Raw genomic sequence first — 17,823 nt, 5'->3', positions numbered from 1 at the left:
AAAGGGCCTTGATCAACATACTAAGCACCGTCTGACTTTTGTTCAACTTTCTGCAGATTCGAGCTGCAGCCATTGATAGATGGTATCCATATCTATGTTTTCTTCCAGATGGGAAGCCAAGAGATTATACGCTTCCTCCCTGCGCTCCGAGTCGCTTTGAACGTTTTCCTTCACTTCATCCAACCCCTTGTTCCGTCGAATTTGGTTAACCAGTAATCTAGTGAACAAGCGATTATGGAATATTCCATGGAGATATGTTCCCATAACTTGGTTGTCATTGGAAATCGCTCCATCCTCTCTTCCATCCTTCAATAATAGAAAGGGCCTTACTTGTGACTTCAATGTCGTTCTGCCTAAGTGTATTTCGAAACCGTTAAGATTCATTTGATTTTCCATTATCCCAGCAGAAAGTACACCTTCCATTTGTACCGTCTTCTTTTCTGCTTGAAAGACGGTTTCCACCGGAAGAAGCGAAAGCCCTTCTGCGTTCTCACCGTCACCCTCGACTGCGTCGGGATCGAAAAGTTTAGTCCCAAGCATTTGAAAACCGCCGCATATGCCGAATATCATCGTTCCTTGTTTGCGCCGTTCATCGATGGCCCCATCCAATCCCATACGTTTCAACCACTCTAAATCTTCCATCGTGTTTTTTGTACCCGGCAAAATTAGCAGATCGGGATTACCTAACTCATGGACACTGCTAACAAGTCGGACACCTACTCCGGGTTCATCGAAAAAAGGATCCACATCGGTAAAATTGGAGATCCGCGGAAATCTCAGGACGGCTACATCGATCGGAAACTCAGCCTTTTTAGGTTTTTTAAAACGTAAGGAAGAGAGGGCAAGTGAATCTTCCGCTTCAATATTCACGTCTAGATAGGGCAGCACCCCAAGGACCGGAATCCCGGTTTCCTTTTCCACCCATTCAATGCCATCGTCCAACAATTCACGCATGCCACGAAATTTATTGATGATGATCCCCTTTACACTATCTCGTTCTTCTTGATCCAATAAGGCAAGTGTCCCGATAATGGACGCAAATACTCCACCACGATCAATATCGGCCACTAAAATGACAGCCGCATCCGTGAGTTTAGCCATTCGCATATTTGCAATATCCCGGTCCTTAAGGTTAATTTCAGCAGGACTTCCTGCCCCTTCGAGTACTATGATGTCATATTCATCTTGTAGTTTTTCCACCGATTTACGGATGATGGGCATGGCTTCCTGGACAAATTGGGACCGATAGCTTTTTGCATTCATATCAAGAAAATGCTTTCCGTGAACGATCACTTCCGAAACCATATCCTGCTTTGGTTTCAGTAATATCGGATTCATATCAGTCGTTGCCGTTATCCGTGCTGCTTCCGCCTGTACTCCCTGAGCCCGTCCGATTTCACCGCCATCCAAGGTTACATAAGAATTCAAAGCCATGTTTTGTGATTTGAAAGGGACGACACGGAATCCTTTATTGGAAAATACCCGGCAAAACGCCGTACAAATCAAACTTTTCCCTACATCGGATGACGTCCCTTGTATCATGATGGATCGTGCCTTCATTACGCTCACCCCCTAAAACTCTAATCCTTTGACTGCACCGATACCCTCGTCATAATAATGCTTGGTCGCCTCGATCGATGAAACCAAATCCGCCATTTCCATAAGCTCTGGCTTGGCGTCCCTACCGGTAATGACTATATGCATATGAGCGGGACGATTTCGAATTGCATCGATGACTTCAGCCAATGGCAAGACATCATCAATCGGGAATTTGGAAATGGCTAAAGCATTGTTCAGCTCATCCAAAACAAGTAAATCAATCTCCGGATCAGCAAGGGCCAGTTTCACCTTTTCCCAAGCTAACGCCAATGCATTGCGATGCTCTTCCGGGGTTTTGGTCCATGTGAAACCAATACCTAGCTGTTCCATTTTAACTCCTAATTTCCCCAATGCCAATGCTTCCCCATATGTACGCTCTGGAGATTTTATGAACTGAAGGTATTTGACATTCATTCCTCTGCCGATTGCCCTTAAAGTCACCCCTAATGAGGCAGTCGTCTTCCCTTTCCCGTTTCCCGTATAAATAAGCATTAATCCTCTGCGTGCCACTCACTCACCTACCCTCATAACCAAACTGTTTTTTCTATGTATGAAGTCCTTTTAGTAGCAGGAACCGGTTGATCTCCTTTAGGGTATCCGACAAAAATGGTGCCGATCACTTTTTTGTTATCCGGTGAGCCGATAAATTCGTGCAGGCGTTCATCCCTGACAAGACCCACTCCTCTAGTCCGCCAAACGAATCCAAGACCTAGCTCTTTTGCGGCAAGCCACATCGAATGGACAGCGCAACAAGAAGCGAATACATTGTCTTCGGATGAATCTGGATCGTCAGGTAAAATATCAGAAGTCACGACTATGATGAGCGGTGTCGTCTTTACAACTTCCAGTGAACTGTCAATCAATTTTGGTTTGGTAGGAAAGCGTTCATATAAATACCTTTCTGCCAATCTTTCATAACGGTGCTTCGCTTCCCCCTTGATAACATAAAAACTCCAAGGTTCACGCAATCGGTCGTTAGGGGCATAGGTAGCCGCTTCCAATAACTGCCTGATTTTTTCGTCTTCCACTTCTTTTTCTTCGTAATTCCTTATTGCCCGGCGTTCCTTCAATTCTTGAATGATGGACATTCCAACTCATTCCTTTCCTTAATGGACTCTGATTCAATCACTCTTTCAAACCATTGGATTTTTTCTCTTAATTGGACGACATCCCCTACTAGAAAGATTGACGGATTTTGAATTTTTTCTGTTACAGCCTTCGAAGAAATCGAACTCAAAGTACCGGTGATCGTCCTTTGTTTATCTGTCGTGCCCCATTCAATGACGGCCACTGGCGTTTTACCATCCCTGCCATGCTCCATCAATTTTTCACAGATGAACGGCATATTACCAATTCCCATATAAAAGGCAATGGTATCGATGCCTTGAGCCAACGCCTGCCAATTCAGGTTATCCTGCCCCTTGTAATCACGGCCATGGCCTGTCACAATGGCATAACTTGAGGCATGTTCACGGTGTGTTACCGGGATGCCCGCATAAGCCGGTGCTGCGATTCCTGCTGTGATTCCTGGGACGATATCATATTCAATCCCATTAGCTGCCAGTATCTCCGCTTCCTCACCGCCCCGCCCAAAGACAAACGGATCTCCACCCTTCAGACGGGTGACGTTTTTCCCCTGTAAGGCTTTTTCCACTAAAAGTTCATGTATTTCATTTTGAATGAGATGATGTTTCCCTGGTGATTTCCCGCAATATACCAGTTCTGCATCTTCTTTTGCATAGTTTAATAGTTCTGGATTGACAAGCCTGTCATATGCAATGACATCCGCCTTTTGGATACATTCCAGTCCATATACCGTAATCAATTTCGGATCTCCGGGACCCGCACCGACCAGATGAACTTTTCCCGGTTTCATGCTCGCGCCTCCTCTTAAGCTTCAAAAAATACCTTTTACTAGTTGATAGTTTCATGGGCAGATCTGTTTTTTTGTTTTAAGCAAGCATCGATCCAGTTCTTAGCAAGTGTTGGATTGGAAGCAAAATGAAAGTGGGTATACCCAGCAACAAGGTTGCCCAATACACACCCCTCTTGTTTCGAACCGAATCTGCCTTTGGCTTGATAGGCATGTGTAAGATCATCATCCGCTTCAAATGTCGAGTAGTGGAATTCATGACCTTTTGCCTGCTCGATTTCATTGATTAAAAAATTGCCTGGAGTTCCTGTAATTTCACGATATCCTAGTGCTGCAAGCTTTTTTTGCATTTTAATCCTGCCCGGTATCATTCCTGCCATCTGATGCGTTTCTCCGGAAGTTGTTTCAATCGATTTGCTCAAAAACATGAAACCTCCACATTCCGCTAGAGTCGGCATCCCCTTTTCAATGGAGGTTCTGATGGATTTGATAGCATCCACGTTACCGGAAAGTTCAGCTGCAAATTCCTCAGGAAAACCGCCTCCAAGATATAAACCATCCGCATCCAATGGAACTTCTTCCCCTTTTAATGGAGAAAAATACTTGATGTTCGCCCCATATGCTTCAAGCAGCTCAAGGTTTTCCTGATAATAAAAATTGAAGGCTGCATCTTTTGCGACGGCAATGCACACGTCACTTTCATTTTTGGGTTGAAAAATATTTGAGTTCCCACTGGAAACGGGATTTGTCTTTGACAATCGGTACAACTGATCGATATCGATCGTTTCCATGACCAATTGTGCAAGCTTATCGAAAAAAGGGTTAAGTTCACCGCGTTCAATCGCAGGAATCAAGCCCAAATGACGGCTTGGAATATCAATATCCATTTCCCGTTTCATATATCCCAGCACCGGTACATCGCATTCTTGCTCAATGGCTGATTTGACGATTTTGTAATGGCCTACACTTCCCACTTGATTGGCAATGACCCCAATGATGTTAGGACCGGTCGAAAAGTCCTGAAATCCTTTTACGATGGCAGCTGCACTCCGAGCCATGCTTGCACAGTTGACTACCAACAGGACAGGGCTTTGCGTGATGATGCTGATTTCAGCCGTCGATCCTGTATTGGCTAACGGACTTTTGCCATCGAAGAAGCCCATGACCCCTTCGATGATCGATATATCAGCTCCTGCATTTGCTTTGTTAAGAATTTCTCGAACAGTGTCATGTTCAAACATCCAACTGTCAAGATTGCGTGAAACCCGTCCTGTAACTGCAGTATGATAAGTAGGATCAATATAGTCAGGACCACATTTGAACCCTTGAACCGTATAGCCTTTCTTCTGGAGGGCTGCCATGATTCCGATGGTCAATGTCGTTTTACCGACCCCGCTTCCGGTACCCGCAATTACCAATCTTCTATCATTCATATTTCTTCTCCCTCCTTAAAAAGGAATGACCCCAACTGAAATGGTTACGTTCCCCGATTTTTTCTTAACAAGCTCCAATTGTTCAGCTTTGGTATAAATCCTCACAGCCGGTTCACTCACACCATATGCACCCGTGTATTTAAACACTGTATCCGATGGCGCCTCGATTTTGGCTTGATTAAGCTCTTCGGGTTCATAATGTACGAATTCCCAGCCGTATTTTTCAACTACTTCAATCAAGCCGATTTCGTCTTTCTTTAAGGAAATTGTACAAATCGCTTTAACGCTTTTTATTGAAAATGATAATTCGGCTAGTGTTTCTGTAATCACCTGCTCAATTTCAGCCGCCGCCGTTCCCCTATTGCATCCGATACCGAGGGCAATGACCTTTGGACGATATACGATCCCATTTTCAAGGATCCTCATTTCCGACTGGTTAAGCATGCGGTGAGTCACGATCAGAGCTGCTTGCGGCTTTGCTTGAAGCGCTTCTTCAATGGATGGGTATACGATAATTCGTTCAGGTAATGCCGTTTCATAAGGCCACCAGTTCCGTTCCCCTGACTCCTGTACAACGGCAACATGCTCTTCATTTACTACGGAAGCACTTACTGGCGTCAATTTTTCTGCTGAATCCCAAATCCAGCCGAAGCGCTGGCCGAATAAGTCGACAGGAATCGTTTTTTGTACATCCGAAGCCGTCGTGATTATGGCTCTTGCGTCAAGCGCTGCAGCCACTTCCTTTGTCAGTTCATTTGCCCCTCCCAGATGCCCTGAAAGTACACTGATAACATTTTCCCCTTTATCATCAATGACTACGACACCTGGATCCGTTTTCTTATCCTTCAAAATGGGTGCAATCATCCTGACTACTGCCCCGAGAGAAATAATTAGTATGATTCCTTTATATTCCTTGAATAAAGCTGGCAATAGCATACGGACGCTGCCCGAAATAAGCTGGATCTGTTTATGCTCTTCGTCCCCTTTTTCAAACTTGCTCATGTAATATAGATCGGAATTCGAAAAAACGGTATGTAATTTACGTGCCAGCTCGACACCATGCTTTGTAATCGCTACGATCGCATAAGTATGGGACCGTTTAATGGGAGCAAGTTCCGTTTCTTTCAATTCAATGATCATGGTTTAACACCTTTTCTGAAACCGTGGGTGAAACTCGCATCATATAGTTTGGAACGGTATTCATCTTTATCATGGATGTCAGGGTCCAAAGCCCATCCAGCCAAAATCATCGCGTGCTTCCGGATACCGTTTTGACGCATGGCATCATCTAAGTTCACTAATGTGGTACGGACAATTTTTTGGTCCGGCCATGTTGCCCGTTGAATGACTGCGACCGGTGTTTCATCCTTCCAACCGGCTTCCTGGAGTTCTTTAACGATTTTTTTGGTCAAGGTCGCACTCAAGAAAAGGGCAATCGTACAATGATGACTGGCCAAATCACGTAATTTTTCAAATTCCGGAACAGGTGTACGTCCTTCAGCCCTCGTTAATATGAGTGTCTGGGTTAAATCTGGGATAGTCAGCTCTGCTCCTATTGCCGCTGCTGAGGCGAATACCGAACTCACTCCAGGGATCACCTCATAACCAATACCCTCTTTCTTCAATAGGACAATTTGTTCCATGATTGCACCGTACATGGCAGGATCCCCTGTATGGATTCTGGCAACCATCTTTCCTTCTTTAACACGATCGACCATGATTCCAACAATTTCTTCCAAATGCATTCCTGCCGTTTTTAGCACCTCGGCATCGGGTTTTGCCTTAGCAATCAATTCTTCATTCACTAATGAATCCGTATATAAAATCACATCGGCCGTTTGGAGAATGTTCAATCCTTTTACAGTAATCAAATCCGGATCACCCGGGCCGGCCCCTACAATATATATCTTCATTTTCTCACCACCATCAATGTTAAGTATTCTAGTTCAAGTCCTTCCAATTCACTCACTTTCCAAATCACCTCTTCATCGGAAGTGACTTTGGTTACGACCGAGGCCTTTTCAAGTAAGTCCAGATCTTTTAAAACGGAAATCATTAAATCGATGACCTTTGCCACTTTGATGAACACCACGGCATCATGATCCTCGATCGCCTTCTTCATCGCTTCATAATCATCCCTTGCAGGAACTATCGCAACATGATCATCACCATCAGCCAAAGCGATGCCCAGCCTTGACGCTGATCCATTAAAGGAAGAAATGCCCGGGACCGTCTTGATTTCGACTTTGGGATGCAACTCCTGCATCAATTTCATCATATGTATGAACGTACTATATAAAAGCGGATCGCCTTCCGTAACGAAAGCTACATCTTTACCTTCATTTAATTTTTGCCAAACTTTTTCAACCGTTCCGCTCCATTCCCGATCCAAGATCGTTTGATCTTTCGTCATCGGAAAAACAAGGCCAAGCATCTCCTTCTCTTCAGGACGAATGTAAACTTCAACAATGCGATGGGCGTAGCTTTTACTCCCTTTTCTTTTTTTGGGATACGCAATGACCGGAGATTCCTGAATCACGCGAAATGCCTTTACCGTAATAAGTTCTGGATCGCCTGGGCCCACGCCAAGGCCATATAATGTACCAAGATTACTCATTCATGTCTTCCTTTCGTTGTGCAGTAATGATATAAACCGGATTAAGCGGTACAAATCTGTTCATTCCCAATATTGGCTTACTTCTGGAGATTTGCGCATGCATGATGGAAGTGTGAAAACCAGCTTCAGCAAATGCCTCATTAGCCCTGTAAAGATTCTCAATCGTCGCAGCATTCAGAACGATCCTGCCGCCAACTTTAAGCCGTTTGCAGCAAGTATTGATCAGCTCTCCCATTTCGCCGCCGGTCCCGCCAATGAAAATCGCATCAGGATCTGGAAAAGTTTCCAATCCCTGCGGGGCTTTCCCATGAATCGCCGTTATATCGGTACGGAATTTACGTTGGTTTTGATAACAGTTTTCTAAATCAGGCTCATTTTTTTCAATTGCGAAGATTTGACCTTCGGATGCAAGCTTGGCCGCTTCAATTGCCATTGATCCCGTACACGTCCCAACATCCCAAACTATGCTGTTTTTCCTTAGATTCAACGCATGCAGACTCAATACTCGAATTTCCTTTTTGGTTATGAGGCCTTTGTCCGGCTTACGCTGCGAAAATTCTTCATCTTCTATCCCCAAGGACCAGCTTGGACCTTCTGATTTTCTTTTCAAAATGACGACATTCAAGGGAGAGAATTCCCGCTCCGTCATTTCATCTAGTTCATACCAGCCAGAGTCTTCGGTTTCTCCTTGTAGGTTTTCAGCCACAAATGCCCGGTATTCAGTCATTCCGAATGAAAGGAGATATTTAGCCAGTTGATTAGGACTATTTTCACTGTCTGTAAGTAAGGCCACTTTCGCTTTCCCATCAATCCTTTGGGCCAGCCCTTTCATACTGCGGCCATGAATGCTGACGAGGAAGGCATCTTGCCAGCTTTCCCCCATTTTTGCGAAAGCAAGCTGAATCGAACTGAAATATGGGTAAACCTCCATGTTGATTTTGCTGGAAAGATAGCCTCCCATTCCATAAAACAGTGGGTCACCGGAAGCTAAGACAACGGTTGGACGAGTTTCATCCTGCAGTTGTTCCACGACCTTTTTCAAGCCGCCCTTTATGGCAATCTTCTTGCCAGAATAGTTCGGAAAGAAGGATAAGATCCGTTCACCTCCGACCAGCACTTCACTTTCTTCTATCCATTGGGCATATTGAGGCAGTAAGCTTTCCTGACCGTTATCCCCTATCCCAATTAATTTAATTGATTGACTCAATTCCAACAGCCCTTCCCAGTAATTGTCCTTTCAACGAATAAATCGCCGTTTCCATTTCAATGCCGCCCTTCACTTGGTTTATCGCAGAGTGACAGCAAGATTCACATAGTTTATTAAAAAAATCAAAATTATTAATGGCTGACATCATGTCCCCGACTTGTGATGCTGTGTTTGCATTCTTGATTTCAAGAACAAGGTCATCATCGGCTCCAACGCTTTGGGCTATTTCCGATAGAAAACCGAAGTCGACCGGGGCACTTTTTGAATGCACCATCATCACACCTTGGGCCACTTTGGAGAATTTACCCATCATGCCGACCAGTGAGACCTTTTTAATTCCCTGCCTCTTACATTGCTTAAGTGAGAAGCCTACAAAATCACCCATTTCAATAAAGGCTTCCTCAGGTAAATCTGGAAGTAGGCCCATTGCATATTTTTCACTGCGCCCGCCAGTCGTTAAGACAAGGTGCTCACACCCACTCGCTTTGGCGACACTGATAGCCTGGACGATACTTGCCATATAGGCGGAACTGGAAAAAGGGACGACAGTGCCCCTTGTTCCCAAAATGGAAATGCCTCCCACAATCCCTAAGCGGCCATTTAATGTTTTTTTCGCTATTTCTTCACCTGCGGGTACGGAGATGACGATTTTCACTCCTCTATTGATCTTGAATTCTTCCAATGTTTGCTGCACAGTTGTTAAAATCATCTTGCGCGGTACAGGATTAATGGCTGCTTCACCTACAGGAACGGGAAGCCCGGGTTTTGTCACACGACCAACTCCGGTCCCTCCATCCAGGATAATCCCGGGTGCATCCGACCAGCTGACAGTAGAGATAATATGGGCCAGATGTGTGGCATCGGGATCATCTCCGGCATCTTTGATCGTTTCAGCACTAACCGCATTATCTGATATATCATATTTCTCAATAGTGAAAGTGGCATCTCGGCCGATGGGCAAGGAAATCGTTGCCTCCTCAAGTGCATCCCCCGTGATCAAAGCGGTCAATGCCGCTTTGGTCACGGCAGTTGAACATGCTCCCGTCGTATATCCATGACGCATTTGTGAGGGGTCTTTTTTCACTTTCTTTTCCATGTTTTTTAACTATCAGCTAAAAGGGAAATCGCGTTCAATGCAGCAACAGTGACAGTACTTCCACCTTTTCGGCCAATATTCGTAATGAATGGAACTTCTGTGATCTTAGCGAGTTCCTCTTTCGATTCTGCTGCAGAAACAAACCCAACAGGCATTCCAATGATTAAGTCCGGTTTTGCAATCCCTTCTTTAATAAGGCGAATGAGCTCAAGTAAAGCGGTAGGTGCATTGCCAATGGCATAAATGCCCCCTTCATTTTCCTTTACGGCTTTTTGCATCGAAATGATTGCCCTTGTCGTATTCAAACGTTTTGCTTCGACCATCACATCCGGATCTGAAATATAGCAATGAACGTCCCCGCCGTGTTTTTGAAATCTTTTTTTGCCTGTACCGCTCTCGATCATTTGCACATCAGCAATGACATGCCTTCCTTTGCGAATGGCTTCCACACCAGCTTGAATGGCATTTGGATGGATGATGACACTTCTTCCCAATTCAAAATCCGCTGAAGCATGAATGACCCTGCGGACAATCTTCCATTCATCTTCAGAAAAATCATGATTGCCCATTTCTTCAGCAATGATTGAAAAGCTATAATCATATATTTTGTCAGGGTCTACCGTTAGTGGTTTAAAATCTGTTTTAAAATCCATCTTGCATTCCTCCTATTTTTCAATTAGCTGTTTATTCAACTCGGCAATGACATGATCAAAACTGGAATGAACATTTTGATAGTCAACATCCGGTCGTGATATCATGATCGTCTCTATTCCACATTCCAACGCGGCTTCCAATTTCTCATCAACCGCACCGACCTTGCCACTTTCTTTCGTTATCATCAATGTGACCCCATACTGTTCATATAGAGCTTTATTTAATTCTTTGGAAAATGGCCCTTGAATCGCAACGATATTTTTTTGTTCAATGCCCAACTGCGCACATTTTTCCATATTGTCCATTCGTGGCAGCATTCTCGCTATGACTCTGGTATTCTCGAGCCCCACCAATTCTTTTGCAAACACGGCTAGGGTTTTACTTCCGGTCGTGAGCATGATGACTCCCCGTTTTTCTGCGGCAAGCTTGGCAGCTTCCTCATAATCACGGACAACTATCAATTTATCATTCTGAAACCGTTGACTTTCACGCTCATAACGAATATAAGGAACATTTGCTGCCTTTGCTCCAATAAGGGCGTTTTTGGATGCTTCTTCGGCAAATGGGTGACTTGCATCGACTACAGCCTGAAAACCTTTTGCAGAGATTAAAGATGTCATATCTTCTGCAGATAATCGGCCAATCCGGGTGGATATCCCTGCATCCTGCAAACTCTTGGCCGCCGATTCGGTTACAACAGTTGCCAAAACCTTGAACCCAACCTGCTGCATCTCAATCGCTAATTCCCTTGCATCACTTGTACCCGCCAAGAACAAAATCATTTTGATGTCCCCACCGCTTGCCCATCATGATCGTGGTGATGATCATGGTCGTGATGGTGTTCATGGTCGTGGTCGTGATCGTGATGGTGATGATGGTGAGCATGTCCATGTTCCTCGACATGTTTACGATAGTTTTCCAAATCACGCGCCCCGCTTGATTTGCCTTCACTGGCTTCAATTACTCGTTCTTGCAGAATGTTCTGTAAGGTTGGATGATATCCAAAATACTTTGCCAATATGAATTCTCGATCATGATATTGCTCTTGATAGCCTTTCAGCATATCCTCCATTCTTTCCATCAACACCCCAGTGAAGAGGAAATATGGCAGCATCACTATTTTTTTTGCCCCTAAGCGGATGCATCGTTCAATACCTTCATCAACGTGAGGGTCCGTTACACCCATGAAGGCTGTTTCGACCCATTTAACGTTTAATTTTTCCCATAATAATCGTGAAATTTTATATATATCACTATTTGCATCAGCATCACTGCCGCCTCGGCCAATTAGCAATATCGCTGTCTCAGAATGTTCAGAGGTCGTATCGAATCCCGCTTCCTCAAGACGGTCTGTCAGGATCGTCAATACATCATGGTGGACCCCGATCGTTTGGCCATATGTGAATTTCACTTCTGGATACTTGGTTTTCCCATCCTCTATTTCAGCTGGGATATGTAATTTCGAATGTCCTGCATGCAACAAAATGATCGGTATGACGATAACTTCAGTAGCCCCTCGTTCTACACAATTATCAATTCCTTTGGATATATTCGGTGCCGCAAATTCCAAGAAGCACGTTTCCACTAGGAAACGCCCGTCCATTGCCGGAATCATATTTTCAATAAAATGACGGACTTCTTCATTTCCCGAAGCCAACCGGCTTCCGTGTCCTACGAACAAAACTGCTTTCATTTACTTTCCCCCTCTTGATTAGTCTTCACAAGGCGCAGGCTCTATGTTTATTTTGGGAGCGATGTCCTGATAAGAAAAATTCTGTATCTTTTTCGAACGTTTGAAGTATTTAAAAAGCCGCTCATTTGGATGGGCATTTTGCTTATACTCGCCGACAATGTCCGTGATCAGTTCTACAAGCTGTTCCGGTTCAATGCCTTCCGCTACCGGCTGACCCGGATGGGCTGTTCTTCCAACCGGTTTAGCTCCAAGAAATAAGTCGAACTTCCCTTTTCGGAAGACAATCCCGATATCATCCATCACAGCACTATAACAAGCCATCCCACACCCATTAAAACCGATGTTCAGTTCCTTGGGCATGCTCATTCCGCCAAGCACCCGGTGTATTTCATCTGCATAAGGAATGGATTCCGCTTTTTCACCATCACAGAAATCACAGGCTTTTAATGTCAGTACATCTCCAATTGGCGACAAAAGAAAGTTTGCTGATTGCAATTTCCCCGTAATGACTTCCGGATCCGTTGTCGGAATCTTTAAGACAATTTTATGATTTGGCGTGTATTCCATCGTTCCCTTTTCCCCGACAACTTCCGCAAGTGTCATCATTTGTTTGGGAGTGAATTGTTTATTCGCCACACCTGGACTAACGGCAAGTTCGAACACCGACTCCATTTTTTGCTGAACAACCGGCTTAATGGATTGCTGAACGGCTTGACCCTTGACTCTGGACAGAGCTTCCATTGCCATTTCAAAGGAAGCTTGCTTCTTTTCAGGTGCTTTTGTAAGTAAGCCAACTCCTCCAGCGGACTCGGGTAAGGCTTCTTGATCTAATGCCCACGGTTCCGCTTCTTTTTGCAGTCGCTGATGCGGCTTCAAAGTTTGCTTTTCCGAATTCAACGTATATTTTCTTTGATAGCCTCTCGGTGTGATGATTTTGTCGTCATATAAAAAGGTGGATGAATTACCGATAATGACGGTGGTCAACATTCCAATATCGTGATTCAACATATCCTTCAAATTGGTAATGACAATATCCTGCCTATCGCGATAAGCACTTTTCACCAACCCGACAGGTGTATCCGGCGAGCGGTAGCGAAGGAGAATTTTCTGTGTTTCAACAATTTGCCGGGTCCGCCTGCCGCTGCGCGGATTATACAGTGCAATGACAAAGTCTGCCATTGCAGCTGCTTCAACCCTTTTAGCGATCAGTTCCCAAGGAGTTAAATGATCACTGAGGCTGATCGTACACGAATCGTGCATGACGGGCGCCCCAAGTAAAGACGCACATGAGTTGATTGCTGAGATGCCAGGAATGACTTCTATGCCCACTCCAGTTTCTTCTTTCCAGCCTTTTTCAATCAATACTTCATAAACCAACCCTGCCATCCCGTAAACTCCGGCATCCCCACTGGAAATCACCGCCACTTTCTTTCCCAGCTCCGCTTGTTTCACTGCTTCCTGTGCACGTGATACCTCTTCGGTCATCCCCGTACTAATGATCGTTTGATCTGTTAGCAGTCCCTGAATGAGTTCAACATAAGTTTTATAACCAATGATGTAGTCACTTTCTTGAAGGGCTTCGACGGCACGTTTGGTAATGTGTTCAAAATTCCCGGGCCCAAAGCCCACGACGAATAATTTACCGTTTGTACTCATTAAGACATCTCCTTTTACGCTTTGTTCTTTGAAATACCCGTATGAGCAGGAAAATCTGGATTAGGGGTCATTTCCCCGTCTTTGTATTGATAGATCATCTGTGGAACAAACTCACCATCATCGATATTACTGACGATCTGCCGACCGAAATCAGGCGTTTCCACTCGATACCAGTTTCCTTGGGGATAGGCAATCACTACGCAGGCATCCTTACATCTCCCGTTACAGCGTGTCCTCGTTGTATGGATTTTCAGATCCAGTCCTTTTGAAGCAATTTCATCGCGAATCGCTTGGGTTACTTCTTCCCCGCCCTTTTTCATGCAGCTGCTCCCATTACAAATCAACAGATGCGTATTTGTACCCGTCAAGTTCCAAGTAGTCATTTTCTTCCTCCTGAGTTCAGGGAAAAGGCAAAATAAAAAACCTTAACATAAGAGTCAAGGTTTAAAAAAACTATATGAATGAGGAGCCAAAGGCAAGCTTGCCAAACCCTCCCAAAATCGTCATAGTCCTTCTACCTTTCCCTCCGAAAAGTATCATGCAATTTTAAAAGCAGGTTTCCTGGCTTACGCTTCATTTTACTTTGTCCCTTCCCGGCATCATGCCAGTGGCTATCGACAATTTCATCAGCGTTTACAGTAGCGGGGGCTGCATCGGATTTTCACCGATTTCCCTATTATCCCTTGCTTATTCACACAAGGGCACTTTTAAAATGAAATATTTGGTTTTATTATACATTTCCAACTAACTTAATCTATCATATAACAACTTTGTCAAAATTCAATAGTTTATTCCGACTGTTTAGAAAAGTTTAAACGTGTAAAACCAGTTACAATCCTTTCCTCGCAACAAACTTCGACCAAAAAAAAAAGATAGTGTAGCTGGAATTATTTCTTTATGGTACACTATACGAGAATTTTCTAAATAATTACATAAGTTTCATGGTGTTGAATTTCTCGGAATTCAGCTTAAAAGGGAAGCCGGTGAAAATCCGGAGCGGTCCCGCCACTGTAAAGGGAAGTTCCATTACTTTAACTTTAATCCACTGTCAAATGAGATGGGAAGGATGTAATGGGATGATGAACCAAAGCCAGGAGACCTGCCATGAAGCGTGAAACTGTTTCAGCCTACGAGGATGGGCGTGCGGATCAGGCAGAATGGCCCAAGGTTGGTTCATGCTGCAAAATTCCTGTTCATTACGCACTTCTTTCCTTTGAGAGAAGTGCTTTTTAGTTTGGGCGCCGCTTTTCTTCTCAAGATTGATCAGAACAATTAAAAGTGTTGAAAGGAGAAAGAATGAAAAGAACCAATTGGAAAATTATTTATTTTGTCATTTTACTGCTTTTTGTCCCGAAACGGGCATTGGCCATGCATATCATGGAGGGCTTTTTACCCATAGAATGGGCTATATTCTGGTGGGCCGTGTCGCTTCCATTTTTAATCTTGGGGTACCGGTCCATTAGGTCCAAAGTAAGGGAAAACCCAGAAACAAAAATGATACTAGGCCTATCGGGCGCATTTGTATTTATATTATCGGCCCTAAAGATTCCTTCCGTTACGGGAAGTTCTTCGCACCCTACCGGAGTTGGTTTAGGTTCCATACTATTCGGACCATTGGCCATGAGTGTCGTCGGCTCCATCGTTCTGTTATTTCAAGCTGTTTTACTGGCACACGGAGGATTGACAACATTAGGGGCCAATGCATTCTCCATGGCCGTTTGCGGACCGTTCATTGCTTACTTTGTCTTCAAGGGCGCAACTAAATTGGGGTGGTCTTTTTCACTTGCCGTATTCTTGGCAGCTGCTTTTGGGGATTTGGGCACCTATGTAGTAACTTCCGTTCAACTTGCTCTTGCTTTCCCTTCCGAGGTTGGAGGATTCATGGCCTCTTTCAGTAAATTTGCAGGGATTTTTGCCCTGACCCAAATTCCCTTAGCGATCAGTGAGGGGTTATTGACAGTCGTCGTGATGAATTTCTTGAAAAAATACAATCTAGGCGAATTGAAATTGCTGCGAGTTTTATCTAAGGAGGCCCGTTAATATGAAAAAAAGTTTACTGCTGCTTTTCCTGGTCGTCATTCTTGCTACCATACCGTTGATCACCCAACAAGGAACGGAATTTGGCGGTGCCGATGGCGAAGCTGAGGAAGCCATCACTAAGATCCATCCGGAATACAAGCCATGGTTCAACAGTATTTGGGAGCCGCCAGGTGCAGAAACCGAAAGCTTATTATTTGCGCTTCAAGCTGCAATCGGAGCCGGTTTCATTGGATACTTTATTGGTGTGATGAGACAAAGGAATAAGCAAACCAAACAAGAATTGGCCGAAAAATCGAAGCATGTTACTCATTGATAAATATGCCTATTTCAATGGGCTAAAGGATGTACATCCGTTGGAAAAGATGGTTTTTGCACTCTCCCTTTTGCTGTTTTCGTTAACGGTAAGGGATATGGCCGTTTCGCTCATCACTTTTACGGTGATGAGCGCTTTAATCATTTTCGCGGCAAAAATCCCGCTTTCTTATTATCTTAAATTACTCCTATTACCAGGATTTTTTATACTATCAGGAACCATTACCATCCTTTTTTCTTTCACTAGTAAATTCACTTCGATTTCGAATATATGGTGGTCCTGGAAGATCGGGAATTGGCAAATATTCATCAGCGATGACAGCTTTGGTACGGTGGCCAATTTGATCACTGTCGTATTCTGCAGCATCAGCTGTTTATATTTCCTTACCTTAACTACACCCATTACCGTCATCCTATCCGTGCTGCGAAAACTTAAAGTGCCTTCGTTATTGGTCGATTTAATAGAATTGACCTATCGATTCATCTTTATTTTTTTAGATACGGCTCTGGCCATTCACCAATCACAAGCTTCACGGCTGGGGTATGGTTCATTTAGGAAAGGCATTCGATCTCTCGGATTACTAATTTCATCATTATTTTTAGGAGTATTGCAGCGCTCTGGACAGTTGACGATGGCCATGAACGCAAGAGGCTATCAGGAGAACCTTTCCTATATCGAGGATACTTACACCTATTCCTCACGCAATTGGCTGATCGCGATTGTCATACTAGGAAGCTTAATCCTTATTAATGGATATTTGTAAATTGGAGGCAACCCAACAATGGACGAGCATATTTTTCATATAGAAGGCCTCACCCATCAATTCGCAGATGGAACCTTCGCTTTAAAAGGACTTTCGCTAACGATCCAACAAGGTAAAAAAATTGCATTATTAGGAAATAATGGTGCTGGCAAATCGACTTTATTCCTCCATTTAAATGGTCTATTACAACCTACTGCAGGAAAGATCAGATTTAAGGGCAAGAAAATAAAATATGACCGGAAAGCATTATTATCATTACGAAAGCAAGTCGGTATCGTTTTTCAAGATCCCGACTCTCAGCTCTTTTCCGCTAATGTACAACAGGATATATCGTTTGGACCAATGAATTTAGGATGGGATAGAATTGCAGTCCAGGAGAAAGTAAATTGGGCAATGGCTGAAACGGAAGTAACCGAACTAAAAGATAGACCTACCCATTTTTTGAGCCTTGGGCAAAAAAAACGGGTCGCCATCGCAGGGGTACTTGCCATGGAACCCGATGTCTGGCTCCTGGACGAGCCTACCGCTGGATTGGATCCTTATTTCTCAAGACAGATCATGAATCTGCTGGACAGTATTCACCACCCTGACAAAACGATAATCCTCTCAACTCATGATGTTAATTTAGCTTACCAATGGGCTGATGAGGTCGTGGTCATGAACGATGGTAAGGTCATATATCATGGGGACCCTGTTTCCGTTTTCCATGATGAAGACGTTTTGCTGCAGGCACATCTGGAGAAACCGTGGGTTTTTGAAATGTTTCAAGCCCTTCTTCAATCAAGGAATCTTGCAGAAAGGGACCTTTTCCCAAGAACGAAGGAAGAATTGCTTCAAAATTTGGAGACAGAAAAGATTTATTAATTAATTATCCCCTAG

Annotated in this window: 20 protein-coding genes and 2 riboswitches; of the genes, 5 read left to right on the top strand and 15 right to left on the bottom strand. The window is 44.0% G+C overall.

Annotated elements, in window-relative coordinates; genetic code table 11:
• Nucleotides 1-42 precede the first annotated feature (42 nt).
• The 15 genes from AC1DIV_RS00905 to AC1DIV_RS00835 are packed head-to-tail and all read right to left on the bottom strand — an operon-like array spanning nt 43 to nt 14,211.
• Nucleotides 43-1,560, bottom strand: coding sequence for a cobyric acid synthase (locus AC1DIV_RS00905; protein WP_477575625.1), 1,518 nt, complete (start codon nt 1,558-1,560; stop codon nt 43-45).
• A 12-nt stretch (nt 1,561-1,572) separates the two neighbouring features.
• Entirely contained in the window at nt 1,573-2,109 is a 537-nt protein-coding gene (locus tag AC1DIV_RS00900) for a cob(I)yrinic acid a,c-diamide adenosyltransferase (RefSeq protein ID WP_251539245.1), read from the bottom strand.
• Between the two features lie 14 nt (nt 2,110-2,123).
• On the bottom strand, nt 2,124-2,687 hold the full coding sequence (locus AC1DIV_RS00895) for a nitroreductase family protein (RefSeq protein ID WP_048678474.1): 564 nt from the start codon (nt 2,685-2,687) through the stop codon (nt 2,124-2,126).
• Nucleotides 2,666-3,475 (bottom strand): uroporphyrinogen-III C-methyltransferase, encoded by an 810-nt coding sequence (gene cobA, locus AC1DIV_RS00890; RefSeq protein WP_048678472.1) that lies wholly within the window; start codon nt 3,473-3,475, stop codon nt 2,666-2,668. The genes AC1DIV_RS00895 and cobA overlap by 22 nt, the downstream gene beginning before the upstream one ends.
• Before the next feature lie 38 nt (nt 3,476-3,513).
• Nucleotides 3,514-4,905, bottom strand: coding sequence for a cobyrinate a,c-diamide synthase (locus tag AC1DIV_RS00885; RefSeq protein WP_477575623.1), 1,392 nt, complete (start codon nt 4,903-4,905; stop codon nt 3,514-3,516).
• Between the two features lie 15 nt (nt 4,906-4,920).
• Nucleotides 4,921-6,045 carry a cobalt-precorrin 5A hydrolase gene (locus tag AC1DIV_RS00880; protein WP_477575621.1) on the bottom strand — a complete coding sequence of 375 codons (1,125 nt, stop codon included), beginning with the start codon at nt 6,043-6,045 and terminating at the stop codon, nt 4,921-4,923.
• Nucleotides 6,042-6,818 carry a precorrin-4 C(11)-methyltransferase gene (gene cobM / locus AC1DIV_RS00875; RefSeq protein WP_048678465.1) on the bottom strand — a complete coding sequence of 259 codons (777 nt, stop codon included), beginning with the start codon at nt 6,816-6,818 and terminating at the stop codon, nt 6,042-6,044. Before cobM ends, AC1DIV_RS00880 begins: the two co-directional genes overlap by 4 nt.
• Nucleotides 6,815-7,522 carry a precorrin-2 C(20)-methyltransferase gene (gene cobI / locus AC1DIV_RS00870; protein ID WP_477575619.1) on the bottom strand — a complete coding sequence of 236 codons (708 nt, stop codon included), beginning with the start codon at nt 7,520-7,522 and terminating at the stop codon, nt 6,815-6,817. Before cobI ends, cobM begins: the two co-directional genes overlap by 4 nt.
• Entirely contained in the window at nt 7,515-8,729 is a 1,215-nt protein-coding gene (gene cbiE / locus AC1DIV_RS00865; protein ID WP_477575618.1) for a precorrin-6y C5,15-methyltransferase (decarboxylating) subunit CbiE, read from the bottom strand. The genes cobI and cbiE overlap by 8 nt, the downstream gene beginning before the upstream one ends.
• On the bottom strand, nt 8,713-9,825 hold the full coding sequence (locus AC1DIV_RS00860) for a cobalt-precorrin-5B (C(1))-methyltransferase (protein ID WP_477575616.1): 1,113 nt from the start codon (nt 9,823-9,825) through the stop codon (nt 8,713-8,715). Before AC1DIV_RS00860 ends, cbiE begins: the two co-directional genes overlap by 17 nt.
• Before the next feature lie 5 nt (nt 9,826-9,830).
• Complete coding sequence (locus AC1DIV_RS00855) at nt 9,831-10,478, bottom strand: precorrin-8X methylmutase (RefSeq protein WP_034312499.1); 648 nt, start codon at nt 10,476-10,478, stop codon at nt 9,831-9,833.
• 12 nt (nt 10,479-10,490) lie between these two features.
• Nucleotides 10,491-11,261 carry a precorrin-6A reductase gene (gene cobK, locus AC1DIV_RS00850; protein WP_252297846.1) on the bottom strand — a complete coding sequence of 257 codons (771 nt, stop codon included), beginning with the start codon at nt 11,259-11,261 and terminating at the stop codon, nt 10,491-10,493.
• Nucleotides 11,258-12,172, bottom strand: coding sequence for a sirohydrochlorin chelatase (locus AC1DIV_RS00845; protein WP_323598029.1), 915 nt, complete (start codon nt 12,170-12,172; stop codon nt 11,258-11,260). Before AC1DIV_RS00845 ends, cobK begins: the two co-directional genes overlap by 4 nt.
• 18 nt (nt 12,173-12,190) lie before the next feature.
• Nucleotides 12,191-13,828 (bottom strand): precorrin-3B C(17)-methyltransferase, encoded by a 1,638-nt coding sequence (cobJ, locus tag AC1DIV_RS00840; protein ID WP_048678454.1) that lies wholly within the window; start codon nt 13,826-13,828, stop codon nt 12,191-12,193.
• A gap of 14 nt (nt 13,829-13,842) precedes the next feature.
• Entirely contained in the window at nt 13,843-14,211 is a 369-nt protein-coding gene (locus AC1DIV_RS00835) for a (2Fe-2S) ferredoxin domain-containing protein (protein ID WP_048678453.1), read from the bottom strand.
• A gap of 151 nt (nt 14,212-14,362) precedes the next feature.
• Nucleotides 14,363-14,552: riboswitch (cobalamin riboswitch) on the bottom strand.
• Between the two features lie 201 nt (nt 14,553-14,753).
• Nucleotides 14,754-14,949, top strand: a riboswitch (cobalamin riboswitch).
• On the opposite strand from AC1DIV_RS00835, the gene AC1DIV_RS00830 reads away from it, so the two are divergent.
• The 5 genes from AC1DIV_RS00830 to AC1DIV_RS00810 all read left to right on the top strand — a co-directional run bounded on the left by AC1DIV_RS00830 (nt 14,933) and on the right by AC1DIV_RS00810 (nt 17,808).
• Nucleotides 14,933-15,061 carry a hypothetical protein gene (locus AC1DIV_RS00830; RefSeq protein ID WP_260088844.1) on the top strand — a complete coding sequence of 43 codons (129 nt, stop codon included), beginning with the start codon at nt 14,933-14,935 and terminating at the stop codon, nt 15,059-15,061. (Overlaps the previous riboswitch by 17 nt.)
• A 63-nt stretch (nt 15,062-15,124) precedes the next feature.
• On the top strand, nt 15,125-15,868 hold the full coding sequence (locus tag AC1DIV_RS00825; protein WP_048679235.1) for an energy-coupling factor ABC transporter permease: 744 nt from the start codon (nt 15,125-15,127) through the stop codon (nt 15,866-15,868).
• Between the two features lies 1 nt (nt 15,869).
• Nucleotides 15,870-16,181: an energy-coupling factor ABC transporter substrate-binding protein gene (locus tag AC1DIV_RS00820; RefSeq protein WP_137018444.1), complete on the top strand. Its 312-nt coding sequence runs from the start codon at nt 15,870-15,872 to the stop codon at nt 16,179-16,181.
• On the top strand, nt 16,168-16,944 hold the full coding sequence (cbiQ, locus tag AC1DIV_RS00815; RefSeq protein WP_034312519.1) for a cobalt ECF transporter T component CbiQ: 777 nt from the start codon (nt 16,168-16,170) through the stop codon (nt 16,942-16,944). The genes AC1DIV_RS00820 and cbiQ overlap by 14 nt, the downstream gene beginning before the upstream one ends.
• Nucleotides 16,945-16,962: 18 nt before the next feature.
• Nucleotides 16,963-17,808, top strand: a complete 846-nt coding sequence (locus AC1DIV_RS00810; protein WP_340876220.1) for an energy-coupling factor ABC transporter ATP-binding protein — start codon at nt 16,963-16,965, stop codon at nt 17,806-17,808.
• Nucleotides 17,809-17,823: the final 15 nt, after the last annotated feature.

Source organism: Peribacillus sp. 05N428, assembly GCF_056397085.1.
This window is presented reverse-complemented; position numbering and strand designations above follow the sequence as displayed.